Genomic DNA, 17,327 nt, shown 5'->3' with positions numbered 1-17,327 from the left:
GCTCCATGGTTCGCCCCACCGACTGGCACAACCTCGACCTGCATGACGACCCGACGCCCGGCGATTCGCACGAGGTCAAACTCCAGGCCCAGCGCTACAAGACCTTCGTCGAAGACGTCTCCACCGTCCTCAGGGGTATGCGCTCGGCTTCGAAGGACTCCGTCCTCAAGGAGTCGGACGGCAAGGCCATGGACGCGTTCAAGGAGCAGATCGGCAAGCTGCCCGGCCAACTGCAGAAGCTGCACGACTCGTACGACCTGGTAGCAGGAGCCCTGCTGGCCTATGCCGGGAAGCTGGAGGACGCCCAGGCGACGGCGGACCATGCTCTCGCCAAGGCCCGGACGCTGCGCGGCGACCTATCCCGGGCGCAGTCCCGGCTGGCCAGCGCCACCACCGCAGCGAACACCGCCAAGTCCGCGCAGGACAAGGTCAACAACCCCACGGGTGACACACCCGCACCTGACCCGGCGAAGGTTCGCAAGGCGACCCGCGACGCTCAACACGCCAACGAGCACCAGCAGGCGGCGCAGGGCCAGGTCGGCAGCCTGAACGCACAGCTGGCTGAGTTGAAGACCAAGGCGGAGAACGCTGGCAAGGACCAGGACAAGGCTGCCACGAAACTCGTCCAGGACATTCACAGTGCTTCCGACGCCGGGATCCACAACAAGAAGTGGTATGAGAAGCTGGGCGACTGGGTGGCGGACCACTGGGATGGGTTTGTCACGGCCTGCAAAATCATCGTGGCGGTTGCGGGCATTGTGGCACTCTTCGTGGCTGCTCCATGGCTTGTGGCCATCATCATGGCCGCGGCACTCGTGGTTCTCGCGGATACGATTGCCAAGTTCGCACAAGGTAAGGCCGGGTGGGGAGACCTGGTCTTCGCGATACTGGACTGCATTCCCGTGGTTGGTAGGTTGAGCATGTTGGCAAAGGCCGGCAAGCTGGCTGGTGGATTCAGGACGGCGATCAGGGTCAGGAAGGCCGAGGTCGCGTGCAGCCGTCTCATTAAGATGTGGCGTATGGGGGAAGACCTCAAGGGCCTCCGCAAGGTTACCTACACGTTCGCGACGGGAGAGCTCAAGACCACGCTCACTGATGCTATGAACGGCGGCTGGAACGAGGTCCAGAAGAACGCTGTAAGCAACCTTGTAGGTAACGTCATCGGCGCTGGCATGACACCCCTGGTGAATAAGGGCTTCAGTAAGATTCCTAAGATCATCAATGACAGTAGCTACACCAATATGACCCGCAGGGAGTATATGCAGCTCGGTTTGACCTTTGCCGGGAAGAATCCCAGAGGCAAGATCATAACCGGCGGCGCGGAAGGCCTCGTGAAGAGCCTCACTCGGGCCACTGTGAGTTCAGTTTTCTTCGGCGCGGAGTTCGATACCAACAGCGTCATTCTGGACGGCTTGAGCGGCGCAGGCGGCGGCGGCTACGAACCCGGCATCCTGCCTGCTAGGGCGCAGTACGGTACGTAAGCGACTTACGTGCCTCCTGGAACCTCGACATAGCCGCAGGCAGTTGAACGCGGTAGTCGATATACCCAATGCTGCCGTCTTCCATGGTTTCGGTGTATTCCGTCGCTTCAGTGACCCGCGGCAGGAGGGCGTTTGACAACTTCTGTGCCGCGGCCCACACTGCGTCGGCAACAGCCTGGGGTGACGACTCGTCGATCACCGTCAAGCGGCGCCTGATCGACATGACCTGACCGTTCAGCTTGAACGTCAGAGGCGGCCCCATGCCGGAGGACGTGAACCTGCCGCGCCCGCGGCGCAGCAGACCTGTCATGCCGTCGAGCAGATCCACCACGGCCGGGAAAAGGATGATCCCCATGCCGCCATCCGGGCGGCGTGTGGTGCGCGTGGTCGCAGTGCCCGATTTTCCCATGACGTCGAGGTGGCCGAGGAAGAGCCCGTCCTCGATGTCATCCTGGTCACTGAGCGGGGTGTAGATGAACTCAGGCACGGCAGCTCACTTCCCCTCGGACTCCAATTGCCTCAGCTCCTCTTCGCTGAACGCCGATTCTCCAGAGATACCGGCCGCTCGGGCGCGCAGCCAGGCCGGCTCGCTGACCCCGTCCGGTCGGGCTCCCCTGGCCGGCGCGAGAACATGCGTGGGCCGTGCCATGCCGAGTTCATCCACTCCCCGGAGTGCGACCACGGCCGCGAACCGCGGGTCTCCCGCGAACATGAAGCCCCGGGTCCTGGCGTTGCTCAGGGCGCTTCGCCAGTGCTTGCCTGTGAGCCCGTATCGCCGGACAACGACACTGATGTATTTCGCCCGGTCGTCGGGGTCGGGGAGTTTCAGATAGTTGATATCTGCCGGAGTAGCGTTTTTGAGCGGGGGGTGATCCTGCCAAGGGTAGACCGCCAGGATTCTGCGCATCTCCTTGAGCTGCACCCGGCGGGAGTCGGACACACCGACTCCGACAGCCGAGATAAGAATGGGAAGGACCATGATGTACACCGGCAGCGAACCACCCGTCAATGACTCCCAGGTAATTGTCTCCAGCACGAAGAAGCCTGGTAGGGACAGTATCCAGAGAGTGGTAGCCGTGATAGACCGTCGCCGCGCGCGCTGCCATGCGCGCAGAGTGCCAGGATCATCGAAGGCGTTACGAGATACTTCGTCACTCATGCAGTGAACCCTCCCCATAATTAGTCAATTGTTCTGTCCGTCCCGGGGTTGGCGGAACCCGCAGACTTTTCGCGCGACAGGCCGACGGTATCAGGGTGGTACCGTTCCGCCAGCGGGGTGAACGGTTGGATGCCATCGGTCACGTTGGGCTGCCAACTGTTCGTTCCCGGCAGCGACATGCACCATCGGCTGACCTTCTCCACTCCACTTCTGTAGATCGCCGACGCCATTCGAATTCTTCGACGCGGTGGCCGGTTTGCTTACCTGGCTGAAGGATGACAGCACCCAGGAGTGACATCGAGACGTGCGGCATCGTCTGTCTGAGGGACTGGGTTCCGCTTTCGTTCGATCCGTCGGACGACATCAAGAGCTGGGCGAAGAACACTGCGACGGAACTCCGCGAGCGGCCTCGCGCGGCAGGATGCGAGTTGGACGGCAAGGCCCCGCGAAAGACCTGAGGGGCTGGGCGAAGTGCACCCGCGGCCGTGTTCTGCTGTACCTGAGTGACGCCATGGCCCACTCGTTGCGATGGATGGGAACCCGAGGCTTCTTGCCTGGTCAGTGGCCGGTGTGCGGTCGGCTGCCCAGCCTGGAGTGCCGCATCACATACGTGTGCACCTCACTGGGTGTCTCCTCGGTGATGACTGTGAGCCAAGAGTCGTCGCTGAACCGGATGCGCAGCCGGTCGCTTGCATACTGTCCGACGAGGGGATCCTCGACCGCCGCTTCCGTGAACGGAATTTCGGCGACGACCTGTGTCTGCGCCTCCTGCCGTATGGAGACGCGCTTGGGAGGTGCCGCGAGGATGATGCGGTCCTGAGTCAGGACGAGGAGTCGGTTGTGGTGTGACGAGCGGCTGTACCAGCGGAGCAGGAACTGGCCGGCTGACCCGCTCCAGTTGCCGTCGAATACCTGGTCGAGGCCGTGAGCGCGGAGGGCGGCCCTTCCCTCCTTGGTCGCGCGATCCTTGGCTCGCTCTCTGACTCGCTCCGAGTCCGGGCCCAGCAGCCGGTCCATCTTCTCCTCCAGCACCGAGAGGTAGATGAGAAGCATCAGCAGAGGGTAGAAGAGCCCGCCCAGTAGCATGCCGAGCGCGCCCAGCGGGCGGATGAGGGCGGGCCGTAGCGGCCCGTCGCCTGCGGCCTGGTGTATCTCCTTAGGAGGTGTCGGGATCTTGCCGATCCTGCACCATGCGGCAGCGTCCGCGGGAACGCCGAAATGGCGCTTTACGCGCTCGGCCATGGTCTTCCTGCGCACGGGCGGAGAAGAATCCTCTCAGCGGTTGACGGCTTGGGCTTCCTGGACCTTGATGTCCTGGGTCGTCCCGAAGGTGCCGTCCGGCAGATCGTCGCCCGCGCCCCCGGTTCCCGACCAGCTGATCTGCCAGGTGATGGTCGCCTTCAGGTGGTATGCGCCGTTGCCGGACGAGCGCAGGTACTTGATTCCGCAGGGCGGGGTCTGATCGGACTTGCCCTTGGCGTACGGCTCGCCGATGGAGTCGTCGGCATTCATGGTGCAAACGCCGGAAGCAGGAATGGTTTCGGCGTCATCAGTGCCCGGTTCGAGCCTCAGCGAGATGGGCTTGGCTGTGGTCGTCGCCTGGATGTTGAGGCCGCCGGCATTGAGTGACGCGGTGACCGAGACGCTCTTGAACTCGGCCTTGTCCAGCCAGGCCCAGGTGGCGAGGTTGACCTTGGTGATGTCTGCCGGGGCGAGCGTCACCTTCGTGTCGGGGAGCTGAATCGCGTCGTAAGCGGCTTCGGCCAGGATCTTGGGAGTGACGGCTTGAGGGACTCCGGGGTCGTCGTTGTTTGCCACCCAAAAGGGGAGGTCGCTGCATTCCCAGCTGGCAGGGTCGTCCACGCGGTCGGGGTTCTGGACCGCGACCCACCAGTTTCCCTCGTCGGCCTTGTCCTCGTTGTAGTTCTTGTACTTGCCGTCCTTGTAGATGTCACGGAATTGACCGACGGATTCCTTGGCATAATTGGCTTGGCCCGGAGCGTTGATCGTCTCCGTGTACATCGTCTCGACGTAGTCCTTGAACTCCGCCGCCGAGCGGGGCTCGTACCAGCATGCGGGCGGGGTCCAGTCGGTGACGGGCTGCACGGCAGTACTGCTGTTGCGCGAGCGCACCGAACCGGAATAGGTCACCCTGGAAACGAGCGTGCCGGCGCTGGAACTGCTCCCGCTCTGCTTGGTGTTGCCCTGAGAGCCTTCGCTCGGCGGCCATGTCGCCGACGCCGTTCCTGCGGCGGTCAGAACAAGAGATCCTGCCAGCAGGCCCGCCATGATGTATCGGCTGCTGCCTGTTACGGCGTGCACGACTTGCTCCCCCTCTCCGAAGTGAGCTTTGTCGTCTGCCATACGCCTTGCTTGTTCTTTTCGAGCCGTGTTGTGTAAATGACGTAAGAGTCATTGGTTACTGCGGTCTTGAGGATCTTGCCGGACTTGCGAACCTTGGCGAAGGCTTTGCTCTGGTCCTCGCAGTAAACGACACCCGCCGACGACGAGTCGAAAACGTCGATCTTTGCGTTGTAGTACCGGTTGATGCCGGTGATCGAGTAGCCGTCCTTCGCGATCGACTCGACCCAGTCCTTGGCGTCTGCCAGGGCACCGCCGCGGTAGTAGAAGTTGAGTGCAGAGGCCTCGGGATCGCCCTGTGTGATGGCGTAGTTGGTCGCGTTGATCCGCTCAGCCACGTCTCCGAGGACTGCGTCCTTGGCCGTGTCCCCGGTCTTCCAACTGTCGAAGGTGTCGGTCAGATCATTTGGCAGCGTGATTTTTGGCCTGTCGGCTGCGCTGCTCGCTGTCGGCGAAGCTGACACCTTCGTGTTTCCGTCGCCGGCCCCGGCGATCTTGTCGTTGCCTTTGGTGTCCCCGTCTCCGCCGCCGCAAGCCGTCAGTAGCAGACCTGCGGCGGCGAGTGCGGCAGCGGCGGGCAAGGTGCGACGCTTCACTGTGGACTCCCCGTGAGAATGAAGCTCGTCAAGGATGTAGACGCTATCCGTGAGGTTCGCGGTTTCGCCAGCGCGAACCCGCGGGACATGAGGGAAAATTCTGACCCAAGGTGTGCCAACTGTTGTGCTCTGTGTCCGGATTGTGTCCTTGCGTGGGGCGTGCTGTCGCGGCGGCGAAGGGGCAAGGTGTGGCGGTCGTGTCCGCCGAGTGTTGTAGGGGATCAGCGTGAGGGCTTCTGGCGGTCACAGCCGAGAGACTCGTGCATGCGGTCTCAGACGCCGAACGCCCAGGCCGACGGACTTGGGGGCGCCCATCTCGGTGCGGGCTGACAGGTCGTCACTCAGAGAACCATCCGAAGGGCGCGGGCGAGCACATGAAATGGCAGGAGGAGCAGCTCTACGAAGCGCTGCGTATGTATCCCGCCGGGGCTGTACCAAGGAACCGCCTGAAGTCCCGCTCGACCGACCGGAACCGCAGCTTGGCTCGGTTCGCTGTACCTTGCTGGTCTTGATCTACCGCGAACGGGCCGCAGAAACGCGTGGAGCGAGCGAGCCCTCGAGAGACCGCCCGCTCCACGCCCATCACCCGGCGGTCCTCTGCCGCCACCGGTGTGCTCGGCTTCGGCTCACTGCCAGAAGACCTCCACCACAGTGATCTGCGGGTCCTCGTCCCGCGGGATGAAGGCGTAGACCAACCAGCCCCGGTGGTTGTCGAAGTACAGAATCCGCGGCCCCTTGGGGTCGGTGGACCTGACGGGTTCGACGTACATGGTCTCCGGAAGGCCGGCATCGGCATCGATCCCCCGGAAGTAGGGATCCCTCGCGGTGACCAGTTCGGCGCGGGCTTCGGCGACCTTTTTCTGTACGTGCTCGGGCAGCGCGTCAAGGCGTGCCAGAGCGTCGAGCCGCCAGTCCATCTGCCAGGGCGGCCCCATGAACGCGTCTGTCACCGACCGGGCTCCAGCTCCCGTGCGCCGTGACGGATCTCCGACACCTCTTCGAGGAGTGCCTTGGCCACGGAGTGGTCGGTGGCCTCCTCCGCTCGGCGGTGGAGGTCGGTCACGTGGGCGTCCAGCTCCGGATCACGTGCGATCGCGTATTCGACCCACCAGCGAGCCAGGAATGCGGGCAGGGGCCCGATGTCATAGGTGTCGGCGATCGCCCTCTTCCAGTGCGCGTCGAAGTCGGCAAGCAGCTGGGGGGCGTGCCGCGCGATCGCCTCGCGCAGGGCCTTAGGGGTGCGCTCCGGCATGGGCGGGACGGTCGGTGTCGGTTCGGCGGCGTGGGCGGTCATGACCGATGAACTCCTTCGACGCGTCGTGGTTACGACCATAGTCCGCTCCTTGCGTTGCGCGCGGCCTGCCCGTGGATGCCATCGTCCTCCTCGTCCCGGTCCGGTACGACCAGGCGCATGCCCCGGGACTCGGCGACGCGCAGCGCGTCGGTGAGGCACTCGGCGAGGCGGATGCCGGCGTAGCGGACCTCGGCGTGCGGCGACATCGGGTCGTCCAGCACCCGGCGGGCACGGTCGAGGACGTCGGCGCCGGTTGCGAGCTGGGCGGCCTCCAGGTCGTCGGCGAGGTGGGAGAGGTAGCCGCCGTTGTTGTCGGTGACCAAGTAGCAGGGCTTGCCTTCGGGGGTGGGCCAGGGAAGGAGACGGAGGGCGGCTGGGGCGTTCGGATGGCTGTTCACGGTGCCGCTTGCGTGGCCGTCTGCCTGTTCCGTCACGCGGCCACCTCCGGCGCGCCGATCACGTGCCGGTCGAGGTCGATACCGAAGTCGGCGGCGAGTACGAGGGCGAGGCGGCGGCGCTGCTGGAGGGCGGCCTCGCGCTCGTGGGTGGTGAGGTAGGGGCGGGCGAGGGCGGACTCGGCGCCGTCGAGGAGGGTGGCCAGGCCGTACGGCGACCGGTGGCTGGGGAGGTGTGGGCGCTCGGCGGTGAGGGGGCAGCGCAGGAGGGTGAGGTGCAGGTGAGGGAAGGGCGGCCGGTGAGGCCGACGGCGCCGTTTCCCGGTGCCGGGGGCGAAGAGGAGGCGCAGCCATTGGAGGGCGCGGGGGATAAGGTCGTGCACGTCGACGCTCCTAGCGCAGCGTTGGCCATGCCCCGGGAGGTCTAGCCACCTCGCCGGGGTCTGTCGTCTTCGACGCTACACCGGGATGCATCCCTCTACATACAAGTGCAGAGGGATCCGCACGATCGTGCAGGTCACTACCGCTCTACGTTGGACGTATGAGCGATACGGAAGAACCGATGACCCCGCTGGACCCGATGAGCGCCAGACCGCTTTACGTTCAGCTGGCCGACGTCATCGCCGGGAAGATCGCGTCTGGAGATCTGGCGCCCGACAGGCCCATCCCCTCCGAAAACCACCTTGCCGACGAGTACGGCGTGGCACGTCTGACTGCACGCCGTGCCGCACAGGAACTGCGCGAGCGCGGCTTGATCGTCACAGTGCGTGGCAAGGGATCCTTCGTAGTTGAACAGCCAGCTTTTGGTGCACCGGGAGAGAGTGAACCGAACACCTGAAGAAGCCGCGCCCTGTGTCGCTCCTTCTCCGGAGGGATTCATGATGTTGGAGTGAGTCTCAAGAGCGTCCTTGGCTGTTTCGAGGGGGACACTCACCTCCGCCATGGCGATCCAGCTCCGCAGTCGAGTGGTGACTGGGGACTGAGATCGGTTGGGGAGGCTGGCTGGGAATCGCGTCAGCCCTGCGCGGTGGAGGGCATTTGAGGTCCCCGTGCGGGGGCACTGTGATGGTGGGGTGGCGTTTCACCGCTCCAGGCTGGCCCGCACGGGCGTTGTGAAGATTGCGCGGGCACAGCGTGGATGCCCTGTACGGCCTGCTGGGCACCCCCCTCCTTGGGGCTCCCTTTGCGGTCCGTTGGTTGTAGCCCCCAAAACGCCCGACACACAGTGACCGTGGCCCTCCGTGTCTCGCGGGGCCCCTGAGTAGGTAGGCGTTTCACGGGGGTAGCAGTGGCGGATCGTGTCCACGAGCGAGTTGCGGGAGATAAGCCGGTCTGTCGCGAAGTTGAAGTCCAACTTTGAACATACGAAGGATCTCGTCGACTCATACGGCTCCGAGATCGGGTCCGGTGATGTGGCCGGCGCACTGGGTGAATTCGCCGACGACCACAACCAGTGGTCGTGGGCGAACACCCAACTCGGCGGGCCCGAGCGGTGCTTGCCCTTGCCGTCGTCGACCGCGTTGAAGGCGAGGAGAGGAAGGGGACGAGCGGGGCCGCCGCCAGGACGGCGAGCGCGGTGGAGTCCAGCGCGCGGACCGGGCGGGCCTTCCAGGACCTGCCACCCGTGCCGTCCATCGCCCGGAGGTAGACGGCGAACAGGACCGGGGCCGTCAAACCGAGACACACCGCGAAGGCGTACGCCCCGCCCGGCCAGTTCCGTGCCGCCCAGCGCCAGGTGTTGTCGCCCCAGTACTCGTCGATCAGGGCCAGCAGAACGATTCCGCCCGCCACCACCAGAAAGCCGAGGCAGCCGACGAATCCGTCCATGCTCCTCTTCGCCTTCTTCTTGTCGCCCTCCCGGTACCGCAACGCGGCCGGCGCGGCCTTCGGGCGTCTGGGCCTGGCCGATCCACCCACCGGTGTGTCTCCCTCTCCTTCAGGCTGCCGTCAGCCGGTGAAGCAGGGCCTCACCCTCCAAGGAGGTCAGACGGCACCCGGCCTACGCGCCAGACCTCAACCCCGTCGAGGGCATCCGGTCCCTGCTACGACGCAGCAGCCAGACCAACACCGCCTTCACCGACCCCGACCACATCATCAGCACACTCCGACACGGCCTCCGCCAGATCCGGTACCGCAGCAACCTCATCATCGGATGCCCCGCCGAGACCGGCCTCACTGTGACGACACCACGCCAACAAGGTCGGGTGCGGGGAGAGCAAGGGTCGTGGTGCCGTCGAGGTGGTGGGTGCCCGTTTTCAGGTGCAGGTGGCTGTCCCTGCCGGGGCGGGGCGGACGGGCCATCTCGATTCCCGCCACGAGACGGACGTGATCCAGCCCGATCTCGGTGTCCGGCTGCTGCAAGCCGGTGCGGGCCACCGCACTCGACCCCGACCTGCCCAGGTCCTGGTCGACCGCCAGGATCCGGTCCGCCTGCCAGCCGGGTACGACCGCCCGGTCCAGCCGTCGGGTTCGACGACCGGTGTCCACGTCACGGACCGTCATCTCCATCCGACGGTGGCGAGAGCTGTCACATATCGCGACGCCACTTTGTCTCAAGCAAAGAAAGAAGTTCTTGACCATCTACAAATGGTGAGGTTTCCCATGAGTGCCGAACACTCGCACCACATCGAGAACCCCAACTCGACCACACCGCCGCCCCAGATCGAAATGATCGGCTCCGTACCCAACGCACGGCAGATCCCCGACGGCGCCGAGGCGATGACCCTCCTCGTCACCCTCCCGCCGGGCTGTGAGGGCGCCCCGCCGCACCGTCACTCCGGCCCGGCTTACGGCTATGTCATCAAGGGCTCGATGGTTTTCGAACTGGAGGGCGAGCCGGCGCGCGTCCTCAAGGCCGGCGAGACCTTCTGGGAGCCGGGCGGCGACGTCATCCACTACCAGGACGGCAACGCCCTGACCGACGCTGAGTCCCAGTTCGTCGTGACGATGTTCTGCGCCCCCGGCCAGCCGATGCTCATCCCGGTCAGCGCGGAGGAACTCGAGGAGCGGAAGGACCGTCGCGCGCCTCGCGCCTGATCACACCCGCGACGTGGGGAGCTTGGCCGATCGTGCAGCACGCGGCGGACTCGGCGGGGACACCGAGTCCGCTCTGTATGTGTCCGGCCACCCGCCCTGCGCGTCGAGCTTGAAGACGCGCAGGGTGGGGCGGGAGCGGTAGTGGACAGGGGCGAGGAGTTGGAGTGCGGCAGTCAGGGGTGGACGGTGGGTGTCGGTTCGGCGGCGTGGGTGGTCAGGACCGGGGCACTCCTCCGACGCCTCGTGGTGACGACCAAAGTCCGCTTCCCGCGTTCCGGGTTGCCCGCCTGTGCATGCCTTCGTGGTTCTCCTCATCGTCCGGTGCGACCAAGCGTATGCCTCGGGACTCGGCGACGCGCAGCACGTCATTGAGGCACTCGGCGAGCCGGATGCCGGCGTAGCGGACCTCGGTGTACGGCGACATCGGGTCGTCCAGCACCCGGCGGGCGCGGACGAGGACGTCGGTGCCAGCAGCGAGCTGGGCTGCCTCCAGGTCGTCGGCGAGGCGGGAGAGGTGCCCGCCGTTGCTGTCCGTGACCAGGTAGCACGGCTTGCCTTCAGGGGTGAGCCAGGGAAGGAGGCGGGGGAAGGCCGGGGCGTGCGGATGGCTGCTTGCGGTACCGCTTGCGCGGCTGTCTGCCTGTTCCATCACGCGGTCACCTCCGGTGCGCCGATCACGTGCCGGTCGAGGTCGATACCGAAGTCGGCGGCGAGTACGAGGGCGAGGCGACGGCGCTGCTGGAGAGCGGCCTCGCGCTCGTGGGCGGTGAGGTAGGGGCGGGCAAGGGCGGACTCGGCGCCGTCGAGAAGGGTGGCCAGGCCGTACGGCGACCGGTGGCTGGGGAGGCGCGGAGGCTCGGCGGTGAGGGGGCAGCGTACGAGGGTGAGGTGCAGGTGGGGGAATGGAGGCCGGTGAGGCCGACGGCGCCGTTTCCCGGTGCCGGGGGCGAAGAGGAGGCGCAGCCATTGGAGGGCGCGGGGGATAAGGTCGTGCACGTCGACGCTCCTAGCGCAGCGTTGGCCATGCCCCGGGAGGTCTAGCCACCTCGCCGGGGTCTGTCGTCTTCGACGCTACACCGGGATGCATCCCTCTACATACAAGTGCAGAGGGATCCGCACGATCGTGCAGGTCACTACCGCTCTACGTTGGACGTATGAGCGATACGGAAGAGCCGATGACCCCGCTGGACCCGATGAGCGCCAGACCGCTTTACGTTCAGCTGGCCGACGTCATCGCCGGGAAGATCGCATCTGGAGACTTGGCGCCGGACAGGCCCATCCCCTCCGAAAACCACCTTGCCGACGAGTACGGCGTGGCACGTCTGACTGCACGCCGTGCCGCACAGGAACTGCGCGAGCGCGGCCTGATTGTTACAGTGCGCGGCAAGGGATCCTTCGTCGTCGAACGGCCAACTGTTGACGCACCGGAAGAGCACGGATCGAACACCTGAAGAGGCCGCGCGTTGTGTCGCACGGTCTCTTCGGCTGTTTTTGAGTCCCGTCGGCCACTCGCCGCCGGGGCACGACACAGTACGGTCGGGTGCCCCCGGGGGAACGGCAGCACCTGCTTCACGCAACGCAATGTGCGCGCTCAGTGACGTTGCTGTCGCGCCTTCGGGGATGTTCTCTGCTACAGATCGCCAGGTTTAGGTGCCGCTGCTTCTCCGGAGGGACCCATGAGAATGGAGTGGGTCTCATGAACGTCCCTGGCTGCCTTCGAGGGGACGCTCACCTCCACCATGACAATCCCGCTCCGGAGCCGAGTGATGACCGGGGGTTGGGATCGGTCGGGGAGTTCGGTGAGGAACCGCGTCAGCCGGGCACTCTGGCCGGGGGACAACTCGCTTTCGGAGACGGTGTGGACGGTTCCGGAAAGTAGTTGGCACAGGCGCTCGGCGCTGTCGGGATTGCCGGTGAACAGGCGGATCCAGGACTGGTCCGCGAAGCTCAGCCGCACGTCTGCTTCAGCGTCGCTGTATGTCATCCGCCTCGCTCCGGCGAGTGAATCGCGAGGGAATTCCGCGAGTACATCGGCCTTGTCCAGTGTGCCGGTTTTGGTGCCGAGGAAGAGCAGGCGCCGACTCGTGAGGGCGAGGTCGGTGGCGTAGCCCTTGGGGCGGCGCGCTGGATCGAGTTGCCAGGGCACGGTCCGCGCCAGGGTGTCGGGCGCGGCCCACATGACCGGAAAGTCCTCGACCTCGTTCTCCGGTTCCTCCGGCCTTCCTCGCACGGGTACATCGCCGAAAGGTGAGCCGGCGGCCCCGCCGATGTTCGCGATGATGTTGGCGATCAGTGGAATCCCGACCGCGAAGGCACGGCCGGTGCGTCGTGCGACGCGGTCCCCGGTCGTACGCAGGGCGTAGCTCGGACCCACAGGCCAGTCCTGCAGCTCCTGCTGGATGTCGTTGCGATCGAGATCTCGGAACCAGCGGGATCCGGCGACTGCGGGTGAGATGCCGGTGGCGAATTTGGCCGCGGTCCTGATCAGTAGATCTTCGTCGGCCTCGGGGTACCAGTCCATCAGTACGTCATCTCTCCACGGAGGAACACAATTCGGTCAGTCAGGGAGACCGGCGGCATCGGTCGAGGGAGGGAATTCCACCGAGCCGACGATTCCCGCGACGGCGTGCGCGAACTCCTCCCACTGTTCTATGGAAGCCGTGTCCAGGGTAAACACAGCGGTATAAGGACCAGTTGCGAAGGGGACGTGCACCTGGATTTGCCCCATGACGAGTTCCTCGTCCTGGCCGGACTTCGTGTATCCGCCGTCCACGACAAGTTTCTGGAAGGTGACTCCGCAGACCGCGGGCCCGCACGGGAGGTCCAGCCAGGTCACCTCACGCAGTGGGTCCCGCAGCAACAGTGACTGGATTCCGTGTGCGACGACCTCCTGATCCGTCTCACCCGACTCCAAGACCGCGATGGTGAGCGAGCAGTGTGCCACGCCTCCGTCGTCCTCGAGTCCGTAGAGTCCGATACCGAAGAAACCGACTCCGCTCGCGAGCATCTGATCGGCCATGGCGCTGTACAGCGAGCCCATGGTTTCCCACAGGGGCACTTCGCCACGCGGATAGATCTCGCGGACAAGTTGGTGCGCCGCCTGTGTCCGCTCGTCGGCGTCGAGTGAAACCTCGATCGCGTGCATGCCGTGGGGCAGTCGGAAGGCCATCGGGGGCAGTACAGCGCCCTCTATCGTCAGGTCCTGGAGTGTTTCGAGGGTGTCCATGAACGGCACTCAGCCCCCAAAGTCATTTTTTGCGACAGTGTGCACCTTGTAGGCATCGAGAGCGCCCTTGATCGAGCCGTCGATGATACGGCCTGCCTTACCTATGGGGGCGATTGCGTCGGCGCCCTTGATGAACTTCAAATTCGATACCATGTTGATGCCCTGGGTACCGAGCCACTGTCCCTTGCGAATATTCTGCAAACCGCTCTCGACTGCCAAGGTCAGTCGGCTGCCGCCTTCACCCAGTTTCACCATGGGCACGGCTTTGATGGGGCCGAAGAGAACGAGTGCCTTCCCGACGCTGGTCACGCCACGGTAGCCCTCGCCGAGTTCGGCGGCCCGCGCGGCCGCGTTGGCGCCCTTCGCGAGTTCGGCGCTGCCTGTGAGGCCCTTGACGCCGGGCAGGACACCGAGTGCGTCGAATCCGATCTCGGTCCAACTGACGTCCGCGCCAGCTGCTTTGGCGACGAGATGGGTCAGCAGGGCTGCGCCGCTCGTGATCATCGCTGCGGCGGCGAAAATGGCACCGATGGGTTCGAAGGGGGCGGTGATGATGGCGAGGAGTCCCAGCACGCCGCTCGCCAGGCTGAGGAGGTCGCCGATCGCCTTGAAGACGTCCGCGTGATCCTTGATCCAGTCGCCGGTGGCGTCCCAGGCATTCTCGATGCCATTGCCCAGTTTGTCCCAGAAGCCAGGCTCATCGGGAGCGATGTCGCCGGCCTTGTCCAGCTCCTTGCTGACCTGGCGGGCGGCCACCCGGTAGTCCTCCTCCAGCTCGTGGACCTTCTGGATGACTCCGTCCACGGCGCTGGAGGCTTTGGCGAGTTCGTCGCTGCCTTTGCCGGCGGCCTTCCCTTCGGCCTCGGCCTTGGCATCGAGTTTGTCCCCGGCGGTCTTCTCCAGCCGGTCCGCCCTGTCCTGGAAGCCCTGGAGGTCGTCGGCCCAGCGGTGCAGCGCGCGGGATGCCTTGTCGAAGGACTCGTGGCTCTTGCGGATGAGAGGGGTGACGTCTTGGCCGACGTACTCGCTGAAAGCGATCGCGGTCTTGCCCTTCCAGGCACCTGTCTCGATGCGGTCCAGCTCGCCGAGCGCCGTACCCAACTCGCCGGCCAGCTTGCCGAGCTGCTTGGCGAGGTCCCGGGTGTCCTCCACGCTTCCCGGCGTGGGATCCCAGCCTATGTGGGGGAAGGCAGGCCGTTGCCCAGCCACGTCACTTGCCCTTCTGCTGCGGAGCCTTGAGCGACTCGGCCAGGTCCAGGTCGAGCTTGCCGAAGCTCTCCCCGATCTTGTTGATCATTTTTACGGCACCCTGGGTGTGCTTGCCGAGTTGCTTGATGCCATAACCCCAGTCGTCGGCGAAGTCCTGGACGTCTTCGACGAGTTGCTTCTCGCCGACTGCTGAAGCGTCGGCGCTGCGGAGCGTGCGGCGGGTTGTCTCCATGCGGTCGCTGATGGACGAGAAGGTCTTCTTCAGGTCCTGGAAGATCGTGTCTTCGAGGCGCAGGTCACTCATGTCGGATTCCGGTCTCCTTGGGCGGCCCGGAGCCGGGACTCCGCGGGCCGCTCGCGTCTCATCAGCGGTTGACCGCCTGGATTTCCTTCACGGTCACGTCCTGCTCGTCGGAAACGGGCAAGGTGCGGCGCTTCACTGTGACTCCCCCGTGAGAATGAAGTTGGTCAAGAGTGCAAACGGTATCCGTGAGATCCCGGGTTTCGCCACCGCTGACTTCGCTGTGAATGTGGTGATTGTGGGGTATTCCGAGAGTCCTTCAGGGGCGGTACCCCCGGTGTGGGTGGGGAGCCTTCCCTCGCCCCGGGCCAGCCGCACGGGCGTTGTGAAGATTGCGCGGGCATGGCGTGGATGCCCTGTACGACCTGCTGGGTACCGCCCCCTCCTTGGGGCTCCCTTTGCGGTCCGTTGGTTGCAGCCCCCAAAACCCTCGACACACAGTGACCGTGGCCCTCCATGTCTCGCGGGGCGGCTGAGTAGGTAGGCGTTTCACGGGGGTAGTGGTGGCGGATCACGTCAAGGTGTCCACGAGCGAGTTGCGGGAGATAAGCCGGTCGGTCGCGAAGTTGAAGTCCAACTTTGAACATGCGAAGGATCTCGTCGACTCGTACGGCTCCGAGATCGGGTCCGGTGATGTGGCCGGTGCGCTCGGCGACTTCGCGGACGACTGGAAGAAGAAGCGCAAGCAGCTCTGCGACGGGCTGGAGTTTCTCGGGAAGACCGCAGGCGAGGCGGCCAAGGCCTACGACGGGGTCGATCAGCATCTCGCCGACGCGTTGCTCAAGGCGCAGCCGGGGGACAAATGAGCGACGACTTCTCCGGGGTCGACTGGCAGACGGCTCGGTACGACGACAAGGAGTTCACGCCGGGGGATCCGTACGAGGTGGCCCGACTCGGCAAGCGGATCTCCGACACCGCCAAGCTCATAGAGGAGCAGGCCGGGAAGCTGAACAACCTCGTCGACGGGAACGGGTGGGAATCGGACGCCGGGAAGGCATTCACCGCGAAGACCGGGGACACCGTCAAGCTGCTCAGTCAGTCGCATCAGCGGTACGCGGCGGCGGGGGCGGCGCTCGGTTCCTCCGTGCCGTACGAGCCCATCGCCGATCAGGTGCGTGAGAATTGGGCCACCGCTCTCAACCATGCCCAGAATCGGGTTCGTTCAGCGCTGAAGAAGGCCGCCGCGGCCGACGCTGACAGCAGCAACTACCAGAAGCAGATCGATCAGCATCCCTCCAGCGATGACAACCACCCCGACAAGCAGAAGCTGAAGCGGCAGAAGGAAGCCTCGGACGGGGATCTCGACGCCGCGAAGCGGGAGTTGCGGGCCGCGCTCGACTACCGGGACACCCAGGCCGGTTACGCCGCCAAGGCCATCCGGGACGCCGTCGACCACGACGGGCTGAAGGATCCCAAGCACCACTGGTGGGACAACTGGAAGGACTGGGTTGCCGAGATCGGGCACTGGGCGGGGGCGGTCGCCGGCGTGCTCTGCGTCCTGGCGCTCGTGTTCGGCGCCGTCCCTATCTTCGGTGAGCTCATCGTGGGGCTGGCCCTGATCGCTTCCGTGGTCGCCCTCGTTTGCGACACCGTCTCCGCCCTGGACGGCAAGGGCACCTGGCTGGACGTCGCCATCGATGTGGTCGGCGTGCTGTCCTTCGGCGCCGGGCGGATCCTGGGCACGGCCGCGAAGGAGGCGGCCACCGCCGCCCGTGGATCGGCCGCCCTGCGGCAGTTGCTCACCCTGCGGGATCTGGGGGTGGACGCGAAACTGGCCGGTGAGAGCGCCGAGGCACTCACGGGTGTGAAAGCGGGCAAGATCGGTGAGGCGCTGGCTAAGGGCCCGAACAGCGTCCTCCCCAAGATGCGGTCGATCGTCAAGGACTCCCTCGACTTCAAGGCGTACTACAACGACATCCGCGAGGCCATCACGAAGACGGCTCCGGACGACGGGATCCTCGCCAAGGGCGCACTTCCCAAACTGGGCGGTCTCGCCGGCTCCGAATTCAAGACCGTGGCCCAGGCACGGAACGTCCTCTACCAGACGAGCCAGATCCTGCCGACTGCCGCGGGCGTCCTGAACGTGGCCCCCATGCACAGTTGGGAGCCGACCTGGCTGGAGCCCAACGTCTTCGACGGCCTGAAGCACACGGACGGCTGGGGTGCGAATGGAATCCCCTTCTACAACGGGCACCTGAAGGTCGCCGGAGGCTGAGTCGCCGGACGGGACCGGACCACCGCGAGGCCCGTGAGGGCGAGGAGAGTAGAG

22 protein-coding genes and 1 pseudogene are annotated in these 17,327 nt (G+C 65.4%); 7 read left to right on the top strand and 16 right to left on the bottom strand.

Annotated elements, in window-relative coordinates:
- The first annotated feature begins 5 nt into the window (after nucleotides 1-5).
- Nucleotides 6-1,481, top strand: a complete 1,476-nt coding sequence (locus EDD90_RS23740) for a DUF308 domain-containing protein (protein WP_123975006.1) — start codon at nucleotides 6-8, stop codon at nucleotides 1,479-1,481.
- Here EDD90_RS23740 and EDD90_RS23735 read toward each other — a convergent pair.
- From EDD90_RS23735 to EDD90_RS23695, 9 genes are all read right to left on the bottom strand, one after another.
- Nucleotides 1,459-1,968 carry a hypothetical protein gene (locus tag EDD90_RS23735; protein ID WP_123975004.1) on the bottom strand — a complete coding sequence of 170 codons (510 nt, stop codon included), beginning with the start codon at nucleotides 1,966-1,968 and terminating at the stop codon, nucleotides 1,459-1,461. The two genes, EDD90_RS23740 and EDD90_RS23735, sit on opposite strands and share 23 nt — an antisense overlap.
- 6 nt (nucleotides 1,969-1,974) lie before the next feature.
- The gene (locus EDD90_RS23730) at nucleotides 1,975-2,640 is read right to left on the bottom strand and encodes a hypothetical protein (protein WP_123975002.1); all 666 of its coding nucleotides are present in this window, start codon (nucleotides 2,638-2,640) and stop codon (nucleotides 1,975-1,977) included.
- A 558-nt stretch (nucleotides 2,641-3,198) separates the two neighbouring features.
- On the bottom strand, nucleotides 3,199-3,882 hold the full coding sequence (locus EDD90_RS23725) for a hypothetical protein (protein ID WP_123975000.1): 684 nt from the start codon (nucleotides 3,880-3,882) through the stop codon (nucleotides 3,199-3,201).
- Nucleotides 3,883-3,915: 33 nt separating this feature from the next.
- The gene (locus tag EDD90_RS23720) at nucleotides 3,916-4,962 is read right to left on the bottom strand and encodes a hypothetical protein (RefSeq protein WP_260328011.1); all 1,047 of its coding nucleotides are present in this window, start codon (nucleotides 4,960-4,962) and stop codon (nucleotides 3,916-3,918) included.
- Entirely contained in the window at nucleotides 4,950-5,597 is a 648-nt protein-coding gene (locus EDD90_RS23715; RefSeq protein ID WP_123974998.1) for a hypothetical protein, read from the bottom strand. The genes EDD90_RS23720 and EDD90_RS23715 overlap by 13 nt, the downstream gene beginning before the upstream one ends.
- Nucleotides 5,598-6,223: 626 nt before the next feature.
- Nucleotides 6,224-6,547 carry a hypothetical protein gene (locus EDD90_RS23710; protein ID WP_123974996.1) on the bottom strand — a complete coding sequence of 108 codons (324 nt, stop codon included), beginning with the start codon at nucleotides 6,545-6,547 and terminating at the stop codon, nucleotides 6,224-6,226.
- Entirely contained in the window at nucleotides 6,544-6,891 is a 348-nt protein-coding gene (locus EDD90_RS23705) for a DUF6247 family protein (protein WP_123974994.1), read from the bottom strand. Before EDD90_RS23705 ends, EDD90_RS23710 begins: the two co-directional genes overlap by 4 nt.
- 29 nt (nucleotides 6,892-6,920) lie before the next feature.
- Nucleotides 6,921-7,325: a hypothetical protein gene (locus tag EDD90_RS23700; protein ID WP_260328010.1), complete on the bottom strand. Its 405-nt coding sequence runs from the start codon at nucleotides 7,323-7,325 to the stop codon at nucleotides 6,921-6,923.
- On the bottom strand, nucleotides 7,322-7,669 hold the full coding sequence (locus EDD90_RS23695; protein ID WP_123974992.1) for a hypothetical protein: 348 nt from the start codon (nucleotides 7,667-7,669) through the stop codon (nucleotides 7,322-7,324). The genes EDD90_RS23700 and EDD90_RS23695 overlap by 4 nt, the downstream gene beginning before the upstream one ends.
- 158 nt (nucleotides 7,670-7,827) lie before the next feature.
- Here EDD90_RS23695 and EDD90_RS23690 point away from each other — a divergent pair, with 158 nt between their 5' ends.
- Nucleotides 7,828-8,124: a GntR family transcriptional regulator gene (locus EDD90_RS23690; protein ID WP_185149197.1), complete on the top strand. Its 297-nt coding sequence runs from the start codon at nucleotides 7,828-7,830 to the stop codon at nucleotides 8,122-8,124.
- Nucleotides 8,125-9,280: 1,156 nt separating this feature from the next.
- A pseudogene (locus EDD90_RS57510) lies at nucleotides 9,281-9,466 on the top strand (IS630 family transposase); the annotation flags it as partial.
- Here EDD90_RS57510 and EDD90_RS23680 read toward each other — a convergent pair.
- Nucleotides 9,459-9,788: a hypothetical protein gene (locus tag EDD90_RS23680; RefSeq protein WP_123974990.1), complete on the bottom strand. Its 330-nt coding sequence runs from the start codon at nucleotides 9,786-9,788 to the stop codon at nucleotides 9,459-9,461. The pseudogene EDD90_RS57510 and the gene EDD90_RS23680 sit on opposite strands and share 8 nt — an antisense overlap.
- A gap of 99 nt (nucleotides 9,789-9,887) precedes the next feature.
- Between EDD90_RS23680 and EDD90_RS23675 the strand changes: the two genes are divergently transcribed.
- Nucleotides 9,888-10,322 carry a cupin domain-containing protein gene (locus EDD90_RS23675; protein WP_123974988.1) on the top strand — a complete coding sequence of 145 codons (435 nt, stop codon included), beginning with the start codon at nucleotides 9,888-9,890 and terminating at the stop codon, nucleotides 10,320-10,322.
- Nucleotides 10,323-10,536: 214 nt separating this feature from the next.
- On the opposite strand, the gene EDD90_RS23670 is transcribed toward EDD90_RS23675, so the two are convergent.
- Together EDD90_RS23670 and EDD90_RS23665 are read right to left on the bottom strand one after the other, a co-directional pair.
- The gene (locus tag EDD90_RS23670; protein WP_123974986.1) at nucleotides 10,537-10,971 is read right to left on the bottom strand and encodes a hypothetical protein; all 435 of its coding nucleotides are present in this window, start codon (nucleotides 10,969-10,971) and stop codon (nucleotides 10,537-10,539) included.
- Nucleotides 10,971-11,318, bottom strand: a complete 348-nt coding sequence (locus tag EDD90_RS23665) for a hypothetical protein (RefSeq protein WP_123974985.1) — start codon at nucleotides 11,316-11,318, stop codon at nucleotides 10,971-10,973. The genes EDD90_RS23670 and EDD90_RS23665 overlap by 1 nt, the downstream gene beginning before the upstream one ends.
- A 158-nt stretch (nucleotides 11,319-11,476) precedes the next feature.
- Between EDD90_RS23665 and EDD90_RS23660 the strand changes: the two genes are divergently transcribed.
- Nucleotides 11,477-11,773 carry a GntR family transcriptional regulator gene (locus tag EDD90_RS23660; protein WP_185149196.1) on the top strand — a complete coding sequence of 99 codons (297 nt, stop codon included), beginning with the start codon at nucleotides 11,477-11,479 and terminating at the stop codon, nucleotides 11,771-11,773.
- A 179-nt stretch (nucleotides 11,774-11,952) separates the two neighbouring features.
- On the opposite strand, the gene EDD90_RS23655 is transcribed toward EDD90_RS23660, so the two are convergent.
- The 4 genes from EDD90_RS23655 to EDD90_RS23640 are packed head-to-tail and all read right to left on the bottom strand — an operon-like array spanning nucleotide 11,953 to nucleotide 15,061.
- Nucleotides 11,953-12,843 (bottom strand): hypothetical protein, encoded by an 891-nt coding sequence (locus tag EDD90_RS23655; RefSeq protein WP_123974983.1) that lies wholly within the window; start codon nucleotides 12,841-12,843, stop codon nucleotides 11,953-11,955.
- Between the two features lie 36 nt (nucleotides 12,844-12,879).
- Nucleotides 12,880-13,548 (bottom strand): hypothetical protein, encoded by a 669-nt coding sequence (locus EDD90_RS23650; protein ID WP_123974981.1) that lies wholly within the window; start codon nucleotides 13,546-13,548, stop codon nucleotides 12,880-12,882.
- Nucleotides 13,549-13,557: 9 nt separating this feature from the next.
- The gene (locus EDD90_RS23645) at nucleotides 13,558-14,700 is read right to left on the bottom strand and encodes an enoyl-CoA hydratase/isomerase family protein (protein WP_311737213.1); all 1,143 of its coding nucleotides are present in this window, start codon (nucleotides 14,698-14,700) and stop codon (nucleotides 13,558-13,560) included.
- A gap of 58 nt (nucleotides 14,701-14,758) precedes the next feature.
- Nucleotides 14,759-15,061, bottom strand: a complete 303-nt coding sequence (locus EDD90_RS23640; protein WP_089099578.1) for a hypothetical protein — start codon at nucleotides 15,059-15,061, stop codon at nucleotides 14,759-14,761.
- 500 nt (nucleotides 15,062-15,561) lie between these two features.
- Between EDD90_RS23640 and EDD90_RS23635 the strand changes: the two genes are divergently transcribed.
- Both EDD90_RS23635 and EDD90_RS23630 read left to right on the top strand, forming a co-directional pair.
- Nucleotides 15,562-15,864 carry a hypothetical protein gene (locus EDD90_RS23635; RefSeq protein WP_185149195.1) on the top strand — a complete coding sequence of 101 codons (303 nt, stop codon included), beginning with the start codon at nucleotides 15,562-15,564 and terminating at the stop codon, nucleotides 15,862-15,864.
- Nucleotides 15,861-17,273, top strand: a complete 1,413-nt coding sequence (locus EDD90_RS23630) for a hypothetical protein (RefSeq protein WP_123974975.1) — start codon at nucleotides 15,861-15,863, stop codon at nucleotides 17,271-17,273. The genes EDD90_RS23635 and EDD90_RS23630 overlap by 4 nt, the downstream gene beginning before the upstream one ends.
- Nucleotides 17,274-17,327 lie beyond the last annotated feature (54 nt).

This window comes from Streptomyces sp. Ag109_O5-1 (genome assembly GCF_003814875.1).
Taxonomy (GTDB): Bacteria; Actinomycetota; Actinomycetes; order Streptomycetales; family Streptomycetaceae; genus Streptomyces; species Streptomyces sasae.
The sequence above is the reverse complement of the archived record's forward strand: the minus strand, read 5'-3'. Positions and strand labels throughout refer to the sequence as shown.